11 protein-coding genes and 1 tRNA gene are annotated in these 12,187 nt (G+C 58.4%); 2 read left to right on the forward strand and 10 right to left on the reverse strand.

Annotated elements, in window-relative coordinates; all coding sequences use genetic code 11:
- The first annotated feature begins 48 nt into the window (after window positions 1–48).
- Window positions 49–1,212, forward strand: a complete 1,164-nt coding sequence (locus SKTS_RS13525; protein WP_173065988.1) for a type IV pilus assembly protein FimV — start codon at window positions 49–51, stop codon at window positions 1,210–1,212.
- Here the strand turns inward: SKTS_RS13525 and rlmB are convergent.
- Both rlmB and rnr read right to left on the reverse strand, forming a co-directional pair.
- Window positions 1,209–1,955: a 23S rRNA (guanosine(2251)-2'-O)-methyltransferase RlmB gene (rlmB, locus tag SKTS_RS13530; protein ID WP_173065991.1), complete on the reverse strand. Its 747-nt coding sequence runs from the start codon at window positions 1,953–1,955 to the stop codon at window positions 1,209–1,211. The two genes, SKTS_RS13525 and rlmB, sit on opposite strands and share 4 nt — an antisense overlap.
- 3 nt (window positions 1,956–1,958) lie before the next feature.
- Window positions 1,959–4,313 carry a ribonuclease R gene (gene rnr / locus SKTS_RS13535; RefSeq protein WP_173065994.1) on the reverse strand — a complete coding sequence of 785 codons (2,355 nt, stop codon included), beginning with the start codon at window positions 4,311–4,313 and terminating at the stop codon, window positions 1,959–1,961.
- A gap of 35 nt (window positions 4,314–4,348) precedes the next feature.
- Between rnr and SKTS_RS13540 the strand changes: the two genes are divergently transcribed.
- Window positions 4,349–4,433: transfer RNA gene (locus SKTS_RS13540), tRNA-Leu, on the forward strand.
- Between the two features lie 128 nt (window positions 4,434–4,561).
- On the opposite strand, the gene SKTS_RS13545 is transcribed toward SKTS_RS13540, so the two are convergent.
- The 8 genes from SKTS_RS13545 to SKTS_RS13580 all read right to left on the reverse strand — a co-directional run bounded on the left by SKTS_RS13545 (window position 4,562) and on the right by SKTS_RS13580 (window position 12,041).
- On the reverse strand, window positions 4,562–5,872 hold the full coding sequence (locus SKTS_RS13545; RefSeq protein WP_173065997.1) for an adenylosuccinate synthase: 1,311 nt from the start codon (window positions 5,870–5,872) through the stop codon (window positions 4,562–4,564).
- Window positions 5,873–5,884: 12 nt separating this feature from the next.
- Window positions 5,885–7,045 carry an ATP phosphoribosyltransferase regulatory subunit gene (locus tag SKTS_RS13550; protein ID WP_173066000.1) on the reverse strand — a complete coding sequence of 387 codons (1,161 nt, stop codon included), beginning with the start codon at window positions 7,043–7,045 and terminating at the stop codon, window positions 5,885–5,887.
- Window positions 7,045–7,224: a DUF2065 domain-containing protein gene (locus SKTS_RS13555; protein WP_280513668.1), complete on the reverse strand. Its 180-nt coding sequence runs from the start codon at window positions 7,222–7,224 to the stop codon at window positions 7,045–7,047. Before SKTS_RS13555 ends, SKTS_RS13550 begins: the two co-directional genes overlap by 1 nt.
- 10 nt (window positions 7,225–7,234) lie before the next feature.
- Entirely contained in the window at window positions 7,235–8,116 is an 882-nt protein-coding gene (hflC, locus tag SKTS_RS13560) for a protease modulator HflC (protein ID WP_173066003.1), read from the reverse strand.
- A complete protein-coding gene (gene hflK, locus SKTS_RS13565; RefSeq protein ID WP_173066009.1) occupies window positions 8,113–9,291 on the reverse strand; it encodes an FtsH protease activity modulator HflK in 1,179 nt (392 codons plus the stop codon). The genes hflC and hflK overlap by 4 nt, the downstream gene beginning before the upstream one ends.
- A gap of 42 nt (window positions 9,292–9,333) precedes the next feature.
- On the reverse strand, window positions 9,334–10,473 hold the full coding sequence (gene hflX / locus SKTS_RS13570) for a GTPase HflX (RefSeq protein WP_173066012.1): 1,140 nt from the start codon (window positions 10,471–10,473) through the stop codon (window positions 9,334–9,336).
- A gap of 12 nt (window positions 10,474–10,485) precedes the next feature.
- Complete coding sequence (gene hfq, locus SKTS_RS13575) at window positions 10,486–10,728, reverse strand: RNA chaperone Hfq (protein WP_173066015.1); 243 nt, start codon at window positions 10,726–10,728, stop codon at window positions 10,486–10,488.
- A gap of 143 nt (window positions 10,729–10,871) precedes the next feature.
- The gene (locus SKTS_RS13580) at window positions 10,872–12,041 is read right to left on the reverse strand and encodes a hypothetical protein (protein WP_173066018.1); all 1,170 of its coding nucleotides are present in this window, start codon (window positions 12,039–12,041) and stop codon (window positions 10,872–10,874) included.
- Window positions 12,042–12,187 lie beyond the last annotated feature (146 nt).

Consider the following 12,187-nt stretch of genomic DNA (forward strand, 5'->3'; position numbering starts at 1 on the left):
AAAACGCCGACCGGCCCACAACGGCGCCGTGCGGCGTTTTGCGACAGCATGGGGGAACAGAATGAAACTGATATAAATCGCCAATTGACCTTGAGGGAAAGTCGGCCATCAGCGCATAATGATTACAGTTTGTTCATGAAGTTAAATCGTTCATTTCATGAGTCCAAGCGACCAACGCATTCACCGACGAATCTACAGATGGAAAATGCATTCCTGCCAAAAAAAGAGATAAACGCCATGAATACCTGGAAAATCGCACCGATTGCCACGCTTGTAATCACACTGCTGGCCCCTTTACCCGGCGCCGCCTTCAGCCTGGGTGAAATTACCGTGCAATCGTATCTGGGAGATCCTTTCCGGGCAACGATACCCGTGCAAACCGCACCCAATGAAGAAGTGGACATTAGCTGCCTGAACCTTTCGCCTCCGGCACCGGCGGACGGAATGGTATACCTGCGCCACGCCCAATTATCCCTGTCACGGCAGGGCGGAATGTGGCAACTGCTCATCTCCGGCAACAACGCACTGAATGAACCTTACCTCAGCGTATTCATCCAGAGCGGCTGCCAGGAACAAGGGCGCCTGGTGCGGGAATATACCGTCCTGATCGATCCGGCCACATACGTTGAAGTGCCGCAAGCCATGGAGAAGGCACCCTCCATATCCAAACAGACCGTCGCGGCAACACCGGCTGCGGGCGGCACTTCTTCCAGGGCCAGCAATCGCCGTGCCGCACGGAGCAAAGCAAAACAAGGCACGCCCCCGATTGCACGGAAAAAAATCATCAGTCACACAGTTCCGTCCAAGGACCGGCTGAAGGTAGTATCAGGCGTTGCGGAAACGCCTGCAGCGCCCGGCCAGACGGAAAAGGAGCGCATGCAGCAGCGTGAAAAGGAATTGACCAAGGAACTGGATGACAAGACAGCCCAGTTTCTGGCGATGCAAGCCCAACTGGCGAAGCTTGAGTCCAAACTCTCGGAGATGCAAAAAACGATCGAGCTGCAAAACAGGATGTTGGCTGCGATGCAGAAACCATCGACTCCAGCGCAGAAAACTGCCAATAGCTGGAAAGACTACTGGCCTGCCGGACCAGGCATCCTGATTGCGGGGATGATCTACTTCTTCGCCAGCCGCTCGCGCAAGCGCACGCTGGAAAACTGGGAACCGACTCAGCGCGGATCCAATTCCGGGAAAGCCAGAAACCCCTTCTAAGCGATTCCGGCATTCCGCTGGCGGCGAGCTTCAAACAGGCACATGCCTGCCGCCACCGAGACATTGAGGCTCTCTACCGTGCCGAACATGGGAATACGCGCCAACTGATCGCAGTTTTCACGCGTCAGGCGGCGCAATCCCTCCCCTTCCGCGCCCAGCACCAGTGCCAGGGGACCGTCGAGCTTGATACCGAACAAGTCACTTTCCGCCTCGCCCGCCGTCCCCACCACCCAGATCCCCAGTTCCTGCAACTCGCGCAAGGTGCGTGCCAGATTGGTCACCGTGATGAACGGCACGGTTTCTGCCGCACCGGAGGCCACCTTGCGCACCGTGGGATTGAGTCCTGCAGCGCGATCCTTGGGCGCGATTACGGCGTGCGCGCCCATTGCATCCGCCACGCGCAGGCACGCCCCGAGGTTGTGCGGGTCCTGCACGCCATCCAGCACCAGCAGTAACGCCGGTTCGCTCAAGCCTTCCAGCACGCCGTCCAGGGTATGGGGCAAGGCAAGAGCCGCCGCAACCTTCGCCACCACGCCCTGATGGCGGCCTTCCGGCGCCATGCCGTCGAGACGCTGGCGCGGCGTCTGGATCACGCGCACGCCGAGTGATTCGGCAAGCTGCTGCAGATCGCGCGAGCGCTGGTCGTGCCGCCCCTCGTCAAGATGGATTTCCTGCACGCTGGACGGATTCTGGCGCAGACGGCTGGTGATGGCATGAAAACCGTAGATCAGAACGGACTGCACAAATCACTCCTGGCCGGCTTTGGGCTTCGCCTTACGGCGTGGCGCCGCTGCGGCCTTGGGCGTCGGGGTGCTGGCCGCGCCGCGGGTTTTCGGCGCTTCGGTTCTGGCTGACCTGGACGAGCGAGGCTTGGTCGGCGCGGCCCCAGGGCGCTTCTCTTCCTTCACCAGTGAAAAATCGACGCGACTGGTTTCCAGATCCACCCGCGCGACTTTTACCTGCATCCTGTCGCCCAGACGGAAGCGCGTAGCGCTGCGTTCGCCCAGCATCTGGTGTTTCGCGGCGTCGAAGTGGAAATACTCGTCGCCCAGGTCGGTCACATGCACCAGACCTTCGACATAAATATCGTCCAGCGCGACGAAGACGCCGAAACCGGTGACGCCGCTGATGCTGCCGCTGAAGACTTCGCCCACCTTGTCCTGCATGAAGAAGCATTTGAGCCAGGACTCCACATCACGGGTGGCTTCGTCGGCGCGGCGCTCGGTCATGGAACAGTGCATGCCGAGTTCGTCCCACTTGCCGGGTTTGTATTTTTCCTTGTGCAGCGCCGCCTTGATGGAGCGATGTACCAGAAGGTCGGGGTAACGGCGGATCGGCGAGGTGAAATGGGTGTAGTTTTCATAAGCCAGGCCGAAATGGCCCACATTGTCCGGGCTATACACCGCCTGACGCAGTGAGCGCAGCATCACCGTCTGCAGCAATTGCGCGTCCGGGCGATCCTTGATCCTCGTCAGCAGCTTGGCGTAATCCTTGGCATGGGGGTCGTCGCCGCCACCCAGTTCCAGGCCAAATTCGCGCAGAAACTCGCGCAGATTGAGCAGCTTCTCCGGCGTCGGCCCCTCGTGGATGCGGTACAAGGCGGGGTGCTTGTGCTCCTTGAGGAACTCGGAGGCGCAGACGTTGGCCGCCAGCATGCACTCCTCGATCAGGCGGTGGGCGTCATTGCGGTGTACCGGCACGATGCGGTCGATCTTGCCCTGGGCGTTGAACATCATCTGGGTTTCAATGGTCTCGAAATCGATCGCACCGCGCTTGGCGCGCGCCTTGACCAGCACCTTGTAGAGTTTTTCCAGTTCCTGGACGTGCGGCAGCAAGGCTTCATGTTCCTGTGCTGCCTTGCCTTTCGGATCGGCCAGCATTTCGGCCACGATGGTGTAGGTAAAGCGCTTGTGGGAGTTCATCACCGCCGGGTAAAAGCGGTATTTCTTGACCTCGCCGCTGCTGTTGATGTCCATTTCGCACACCATGCACAGGCGTTCCACGTGCGGATTGAGCGAGCACAAACCGTTGGACAGTTCTTCCGGCAGCATCGGGATGACGCGGCGCGGGAAATACACCGAATTGCCGCGTTCTATCGCCTCCTTGTCGAGGGGCTCGCCCGGCTTCACGTAATGACTCACATCGGCGATCGCCACGTACAGCTTCCAGCCGCCCTTGCCGAGCAGCTTCCAGCCCTTGCCCAGCGGCTTGCAGAACACTGCGTCGTCGAAATCGCGCGCAGTTTCGCTGTCGATGGTAACGAGCGGCAGATCGCGCACGTCCTCACGCCCTTCGTAATCCTTTTTCTGCACCTTGGGCTTGAGCTTCCTGGCTGCTTCCGCCACGGCTTCAGGAAATTCGTTGGGCAGATTGTGCTTGCGCAGGGCGATTTCGATCTCCATGCCGGGGTCGGCATAGTTGCCCAGCACTTCTGCGACCCGTCCGATCGGACGGTTGTGCTTGGAAGGCTGTTCAACCAGTTCCACCATCACCACCTGGCCAGGCTGTGCTCCCATGTCGGACCCCGGCTCTATGAGGATTTCCTGGCTGATGCGTTTGTTTTCCGCCGTCACGAACAGGATGCCATGCTCGACGTGCAACCGACCCACCAGGCGCGTGTTGACGTGCTCGAGCACCTCCACGATGCTGCCTTCGGGACGTCCGCGCCGGTCCACCCCGATCTGCCGCGCCATGACATGATCGCCGTGCAGCACCTTGTCCATCTGTTTGCCGGAAAGGAACAGATCGGGGCCGCCATCGTCAGGCACCAGGAAACCGAATCCGTCGGGATGCCCCTGCACCTTGCCCTTGATGAGGTCCAGCTTTTCCACCAGGCAGATCGCATTCTTGCGGTTGCGCATGATCTGCCCGTCGCGTTCCATGGCCCGGAGACGGCGGGTGAATATCTCAGCGTCTTCGTCGCTTAATCCGAGAAGATTGATCAGCTTTTCGTCGCTGATCGGCACGCCCTGCTCTGCAAGGATGTCGAGCACGAACTCGCGGCTCGGCAGCGGCTTTTCATAATTTTTGCTTTCCCGCTCGTAATGCGGGTCTTGATGTTTTCCGCCTTTCTTGGCGGTTTTGCTATTTTGATTTGACAAAATTTTCGTTTCCTATAGAATTCGCGTTTCTTGAAGCCCAGATGGCGGAATTGGTAGACGCGCACGGTTCAGGTCCGTGTGCCGCAAGGTGTGGAGGTTCGAGTCCTCTTCTGGGCACCAAAATATAAAGGGCGGGTTCTTCGGAACCCGCCCTTTTGTTTTTCTCTCGACTACATTCAAGGAAAAACGTGAAGGCGGGTGGCTGGTGCGGCAGTCTCCGCCCCACCAGCCCTGAATCCGCCGCTGCATTACTCAAACGGGTGCCTTAACACGATCGTTTCTTCCCGATCCGGGCCGGTTGAGATGATATCGATCGGCACGCCGCAGATTGCTTCCATGCGCGCAAGGTAGGCGCGCGCCTTGGCGGGCAACTCGTCGTAGCTCTTTACGCCCACGGTGTTTTCGTTCCAGCCGGGCATGTCTTCGTAGATCGGCTCGCAACGGGAGAGCAGTTCTGCCCCTACCGGCAAGATATCGGTGGTCGTACCGTCGATCTTGTAGCCGACGCACAGGCGCACTGTTTCCATGCCATCCATCACGTCCAGCTTGGTGACGCACAGCCCCGTCACGCCATTGATCTGGATCGAGCGTTTCAGTGCTGCGGCGTCGAACCAGCCGCAACGGCGCGCACGGCCCGTGGTGGCACCGAATTCGTGACCGCGGTCGGCCATGTGTTTGCCGTCGGCATCGAGCTTGTCCACCGCATCATACAATTCGGTGGGGAACGGGCCGGAGCCGACACGGGTGGTGTAGGCCTTGGTGATGCCCAGCACGTAGTGCAGCATCTGCGGGCCCACGCCGCAACCGGTCGCCGCGTTGGAGGCGATGCAGTTGCTGGAGGTCACGAAGGGGTAAGTACCGTGGTCGATGTCGAGCAAAGCACCCTGCGCGCCTTCGAACAGGATGTTCTTGCCCGCTTTGTTGGCCTCGAACAGCAGGCGCGGCACGTCGGCCACCATGGGTTTGATGCGTTCCGCAATCACCAGCACGTCGTCCAGGGATTTCTGGAAATCCACCGTTTCGGCCTTGAAGTAATTCTTCAGCACGAAGTTGTGATAATCGAGAATTTCGCCCAGCTTGGCCGCCAGGCGTTCGCGGTGGAACAGGTCCTGGATGCGGATACCGCGGCGCGACACCTTGTCCTCGTAGGCGGGACCGATGCCGCGCCCGGTGGTACCGATCTTGCCCGCGCCTTTGGCGGCTTCGCGCGCCTGATCCAGAGCCACGTGATGCGGCATGATGACCGGGCAGGCCTCGGAAATCTTGAGACGGTTGCGCACCGGCACACCGGCCTTCTCCAGCATGTCCACTTCTTCCATCAGCGCCCACGGGGAGACCACCACACCGTTACCGATGTAGCACTCCACCTTGTCGCGCAGGATGCCCGAAGGAATCAGGTGCAATACCGTTTTGGCGCCGTTGATCACCAGGGTATGACCGGCGTTGTGTCCACCCTGAAAGCGCGCCACGCCCTGGGCATGATCGGTGAGCCAGTCAACGATTTTTCCCTTTCCTTCATCTCCCCACTGCGTGCCGATTACTACTACATTCTTTGTCATGTTATCCAACCCCTAAGACTTGATTTTTTCTATTTGCCACTGGTTATCGCGTAAAACCAGAACCCGATCGCAATTCAGCTCATCGCGTTGCGCTTCATGACCAGGCAAGTCCATTACAACCACCTCTCCCTGGCTGCGCAGCGTCTCGATTTTATCCTGCAATGCCGCGTCCCCGGCATGCGGTGCGAGGATCGCTGGAGCTGCAGCCGCAGGCCCCAGGGCGCCGCACAACACGCGCAAATCCATGCTAAAACCCGTTGCCGGTCGCGCGCGACCGAAGACCTTCCCCACTTCGTCGTAACGCCCGCCCTTGGCGACTGCGTGCGCCTGACCCGGAAGATAGACAGCGAACACCACTCCGCTGTGGTAGTGGTAGCCGCGCAATTCCGCCAGATCGAAGGCGATGCTATCCGCCATCTCACCAACACCCGCGGCGATGCTGCGTAAATCGTCCAGCGCGCGCCGTATCTCGGGATAATCTGGCAGGCTTTTCTGTGCCCGCTCCAGAACTTCGATGCCGCCATAAAGCTGCGGCAACAGCAATATCGCATCACGGGTAACGGCATCCAACCCCTGCGCCAATTCGCCGATGCTGGACACATCCTTGCCTTGCAATGCCTGGAATAGCGCAGCTTCGAGGTCCGCGGAAACGCCGCCCCGCTCCATCAATGCCTGGAAAATGCCGACATGGCCGATATCCAGGTGGATGCCTTGCAAGCCGATCAGCTGCAGCGCCTTTAACATCAGTTGCTGTATCTCTACATCGCTTTCTATGCCTGGGTGACCAAACAACTCGGCACCGATCTGCAATGGCTCACGCGTTTGCATCATGCCTTCCGGCATGGCTTGCAGCACGCTGCCTGCGTAACACAGACGCACCACACCACCGCGATTGAGCAGGTGCGCATCGACCCGCGCTGCCTGGGGCGTGATGTCGGCGCGCAACCCCATCATGCGTCCGGAGAGCTGATCGACGACTTTGAACGTTTTGAGATCCATGTCGTGCCCGGTACCGGTCAGCAGCGAGGGCAGGTATTCCAGCATGGGGGGGATGACCTGCAGGTAACCATGAACGTGAAACAGGTCGAGCAAGCGACGGCGCAGGCTTTCGATCCGCCGCGCTTCAGGCGGCAGGATGTCTTCGATATATTCGGGAAGTAACCAGATTTGCATCATTTAACCAAGAAAAACATCAACAGGCCGCCCAGCATCGATCCCAGGCCGACAAAACGGAGCTGACCATCGGAAAGCTCAATCATTTTGCGAAAGGTCTCGCGCCATACGGCGGGAGCCAAAAACGGCAAAACACCTTCGATCACCAACATGAGCGCAAAAGCGGCCAGCAAATTCACTTGCCGGACCTTACTTACCCGCTTTACCACCCGAATTCTTCATATACCTGAAGAATTCGGAATTCGGTTCCAGCACCATCACGTCGGATTTGTTCTTGAAGCTTTGGCGGTAGGCTTCCATGCTGCGGTAGAAAGAATAAAACTCGGGATTTTGTCCATAAGCTGCGGAATAGGTAGCCGCCGCCTTGGCATCGCCTTCACCCTTGGTTTGCTGGGCGGTACGATAAGCCTCGGCAAGGATCACTTCGCGCTGACGGTCGGCGTCGGCACGAATTTTCTCCGCCTCGGCCGAACCCTGCGAACGAAGTTCATTGGCGACGCGCTTGCGCTCGGCTTCCATGCGCTGGTACACCGATTCGCTCACTTCCTGCGGCAATTCCACGCGTTTCAGACGCACGTCCATGACCTGTATGCCGATCTTGCGCGCATCGATGTCAGCCTTCTGGCGCAGGATTTCCATGATCTGGTCACGCTCGCCCGACACCACGTCGTGCACGGTGCGCTTACCGAATTCCGCGCGCAAACCGTCGTTCACCGTTTGTGTGAGACGCGTCTGGGCTTGCAGTTCATCGCCGGCCACGCTGACGAAATACTGTTTCGCGTCGACGATGCGCCACTTGACGAAATAATCTACCAGCACGTTTTTCTTTTCCGAGGTGATGAAACGCTCGGATTCTGATGGATCGAGCGTGCGCAGACGGGTGTCGAAGAAGCGGACATCCTGCAGCAGCGGCACCTTGAAATAGAGTCCGGGCTGCTGTTTGATGGACACGATCTCACCCAACTGACGCACGATCACATACTGCCACTGGTTGACGGTGAACATCGACAGGCTGGAGAAGGCTAGCAACGCCAGCAGCGCCATCAATACACTACTAATATGCTTTTTCATGGACGCGCCTCCCGATCCCGGCTGCGGAATGTGTCGCGGCTCCTTATTGTGTTGTCCGGAAGAATGGCTTCCGGAACCGGTGCCGGCTTCGCGTCGCCGGAAATCTGTGTGCCTGAAGCCGATTGCTGAATCAACTTGTCGAGCGGCAGGTAAAGCATGCTGTTGCTGCCCTTCTGGTCAACCAGCACCTTGCTGGTGGTGGAATATATCTGTTGCATCGCATCCAGGTACAGGCGTTCACGGGTGACGCCCGGCGCCTTGTTGTATTCGGCCATGATCTGTTTGAAGCGAGCCGCATCACCTTCGGCATTCGCGATCACACGCTGCTTGTAACCGTCGGCTTCCTGCAGCAGGCGCGAAGCACCGCCGCGCGCCTTGGGAACGACATCGTTGGCATAGGCTTGCCCTTCGTTTTTCTGGCGCTCCCGGTCCTGACCTGCCTTGACCGCGTCGTCGAAAGCGGATTGCACCTGCTCGGGAGGCTGTGCATTCTGCATCGTCACCTTGCTGATGGCGATACCAGTCTGGTAGCGATCGAGTATTTCCTGCATCAGTTTGGAAGCTTTGGCCGCGACTTCGGCGCGCCCTTCATATAGAACGAAGTCCATCTTGCTCTTGCCCACGATTTCACGAATTGCCGTTTCCGCCGTCTGCAGCACGGCATCATCGGGATGACGGTTATTGAACAGGTAGGCCTTGGGATCTTTCAGGGTGTATTGCACGGCAAACTGGATATCGATGATGTTCTCGTCATCGGTAAGCATGAGCGATTCTTTCAGCACCTTGCTCTTGATGGTGTTGCGGTAGCCAACCTCGACAGTGCGTACCTGTTCCATGTTGACCACTTCGGCACTCTCGATGGGATACGGTATATGCCAGCGCGGTCCCGGCTCGGTGGTTTCGACCCACTTGCCGAAGCGCAGCACCACGCCACGTTCACCTGCGTTGACGATATAGAAGCCGCTGCCCAGCCACACCACAAGAGCAAGCGCAGCCACGATGCCTAAGCCACCGAAAGCCTGACCGCTTGTAGGCATGCCGCCACCCGAAGAAGGCTCCTTGCCCTTGCCTCCGAACATGGCGCCCAGCTTCTGGTTAAATTTGCGCCACAACTCATCGAGGTCGGGCGGACCACTGTTGTTTTTCTTGCCCCAGTCGGGATCGTTCCAAGCCATATTTAATCTTCAGGTTTCATGAACAAAGGTCCAAATTCAAATTCACGGCGCGCTTGTGTGTTGCGGCACGGCATCTTCTTCTGAACTTGGAGCTTGGCTCTTGGCACCATACTCAAGCAACGCCTCCCGGATCAATTCCATTCCGGCACCGGTCAGCGCGCTGACATGAATGCGCACGATTCTACCATACTCGTCCCGCTCCAAGCCCGGGGCCTGGCCTTTCATGTCAATTTTGTTGTACACCATGATCTGCGGGGCATTGGCGCCGATCTCGTCTAGCACCGCATTGACTTCATCGATCTGTTGCTCGCGGTTTCCACTGGCGGCGTCCACGATGTGCAACAGCAAATCCGCTTCCACCGCCTCGGTCAGGGTGGAGCGAAACGCGGCGACCAGGGTATGCGGCAAATGCTTGATAAACCCGACGGTATCCGAAAGCACCACCTCGCCGGCCTCGCCCAGATAAAGGCGTCGCGACGTGGTATCGAGCGTGGCGAACAACTGGTCCGCAATATAGGCGGTGGCGTGAGTAAGGCGGTTGAACAGCGTGGACTTGCCGGCATTGGTATAGCCGACCAGCGACACCGACAGCACCTTGCCGCGTACCCGCGAGCGGCGCTGCACCTGGTGCTGGCGCCTGAGCCGCTGGAGTTTGTCCTTGAGTAGCTTGACGCGCTTACCCAGCAGACGACGATCGGTTTCCAGCTGGGTTTCGCCCGGCCCGCGCAGGCCGATACCGCCCTTCTGTCTTTCCAGGTGGGTCCAGCCGCGGATCAGGCGTGTCGCCAGATGCTCCAGCTGCGCCAGCTCCACCTGCAGCTTGCCCTCGGAACTGCGAGCGCGCTGGGCAAAAATATCGAGGATCAGCGTGGTGCGATCGACCACGCGCGTTTCCAGGCGCTGTTCCAGGTTGCGCTGCTGCGCCGCAGAAATTTCGTGGTTGAAAATCACCAGTCCGGCGCCGCTTTGCCGTAGTGCATCGGCGACCTCCTGCACTTTTCCACTACCGGCATAGAGGGCCGCATCCGGACGCGAGCGTTTGCCCTCGACTACCGCGACGGCCTGCACGCCGGCACTTTCAGCCAGCCGGTGCAATTCTTCCAGGCTATCGGCATAGTCCGCATCGCCGAAATCAAGACTGACCAATACCGCGGTATCTGCGCCCCCGGGACGGTCAAACATCGAGGAGACTACTTAAACCGAATCAGAGGGATGTTCGAAAGGAATGCTCACCGGACGTGCTGGCACGACGGTGGAAATAGCATGTTTATATACCATCTGCGTAACCGTGTTCTTGAGCAACACAACGTACTGGTCAAAGGATTCCACCTGACCCTGCAGCTTGATACCGTTGACGAGATAAATAGAAACCGGAATATGCTCTTTACGCAGAATATTCAGGAACGGGTCTTGTAACATTTGCCCTTTAGCGCTCATTTTTTGCTCCAAACGCAATACTTCGTTGTTATGAATGGCCACTCTAATGGATTTTGCTATCGATTGCCAGCAGCATTGCCGATGAACATGGAGCGTTCCAATCGATATTTCAAGATGGGGCGCGAATTAGTTATATGTGACATTTATTCTTTAGGCCAGTAGTCCGTGGCAATGCCGTCGCCCAGGTCTGCTTCGATCAGGCGGCGGCGCACTTCGAGCAAGCGTGCGATCAACTGCGGCTCCTGCTGACCATATGCATCGGCATCCGCCACCCGGTTGACCACCACGCCGAGCAATTCGGTAATCGCGTTGCCGATGGAATTCTGGCTGATCGTGACAATCAGCTTGCCTTCGTCGTTGCGGTATATGAGCTGCTTGAACGCCGGTTGCCAGCGGATGGCGTTGGCATACTTGGCATCGGTAATGCAGCGGTCCCGGACCTTCTTCGCCGTCTTGAGAAAGTCGTTGTTGAACAGCAGCACGTTTTCGACCTGGTCCGGAAAATAAAGATCGGGCAGCATCGGCGCGTTGCGCGAGGAAACCTGCGAGAAGAAACTGCGATAGAAATCGATAAAACCCTTCAGCACCAAGTCATATTCATGCCAGAAACGCACGTCTTCCAGCGCCGCCGCGCCGCCGGGAATCTCCCAGCTCGGCAGGCCCTGCGGGTAGCCGGTCAGCCCCAGGCGCGCGGCGTCGTCGCTCACCGGCCGCAAGACCTCCAGGTGCAGCGCCTGGCAAATGAATTCTCGATAGGCATCGTGCATGTACATCTCGAATAGCGAGTGCTGGCCGCCATCGGTGAGATTGGGGTTTTTCGGGTCGGCCAGCTTGGCATCGCGCAGCTGGTCCATGGAAAACACGATGAAATGGTTGTGCAGCATGCGGATGCTGGGCACGCCGGGAGAGGTCAGGGGCCAGGTCGCATCGAGGCTCGCCTCCCCCGCCAGCACCAGGTGCTGCGCGGGATCGGGGAATTCTTCCAGCATATAGTCGATGATGATCTGGTTCATCCGGTTCCACACGTGTTTGACGTTGTCCGGCACCTGGGTACGGCGCACTGGACGCCCCAGAGGATTGAGGACGATCTGCGACGTGTTGTAGATGATCGATGCATCGAAGACGTTGCTATGCCCCAGCGCCTTGCGGTAAAGCAGCAAATTTTCCGGATTCAGCAGCAGCCCGTTGTTGTTCACCAGATCGTTGAGATTTTCCGTGCTGTTGAAAAATTCGTTGGGCTTCATCCCCTCAGGCACGTCCAGGGGAATGGGGCGAAAAGGGGTAACGATCTCGCGTGGGCCGGATTGGGTCATGGTGGATATGCCTGAGTGATATGTGGGGCTAGTGTAGTGTTGCACGCTAAACGGCACTTTCAGCGAGCGCCTGGGCGGCCAGATGCAAGACGCGGGTGCGCCGGAATAGTCACTCTATTCCAAGCGCCCGCAACGCCGCAGATGGC

It is taken from the genome of Sulfurimicrobium lacus (assembly GCF_011764585.1).
Taxonomy (GTDB): Bacteria; Pseudomonadota; Gammaproteobacteria; order Burkholderiales; family Sulfuricellaceae; genus Sulfurimicrobium; species Sulfurimicrobium lacus.

Excerpts from the sequence above, each read along its gene's own strand:
- SKTS_RS13525 (WP_173065988.1), top strand. The coding sequence starts at position 49 with ATGGGGGAACAGAATGAAACTGATATAAATCGCCAATTGACCTTGAGG.
- SKTS_RS13545 (WP_173065997.1), bottom strand. The coding sequence starts at position 5,872 with ATGACAAAGAATGTAGTAGTAATCGGCACGCAGTGGGGAGATGAAGGA.
- SKTS_RS13550 (WP_173066000.1), bottom strand. The coding sequence starts at position 7,045 with ATGCAAATCTGGTTACTTCCCGAATATATCGAAGACATCCTGCCGCCT.
- hflC (WP_173066003.1), bottom strand. The coding sequence starts at position 8,116 with ATGAAAAAGCATATTAGTAGTGTATTGATGGCGCTGCTGGCGTTGCTA.
- hflK (WP_173066009.1), bottom strand. The coding sequence starts at position 9,291 with ATGGCTTGGAACGATCCCGACTGGGGCAAGAAAAACAACAGTGGTCCG.
- hflX (WP_173066012.1), bottom strand. The coding sequence starts at position 10,473 with ATGTTTGACCGTCCCGGGGGCGCAGATACCGCGGTATTGGTCAGTCTT.
- hfq (WP_173066015.1), bottom strand. The coding sequence starts at position 10,728 with ATGAGCGCTAAAGGGCAAATGTTACAAGACCCGTTCCTGAATATTCTG.
- SKTS_RS13580 (WP_173066018.1), bottom strand. The coding sequence starts at position 12,041 with ATGACCCAATCCGGCCCACGCGAGATCGTTACCCCTTTTCGCCCCATT.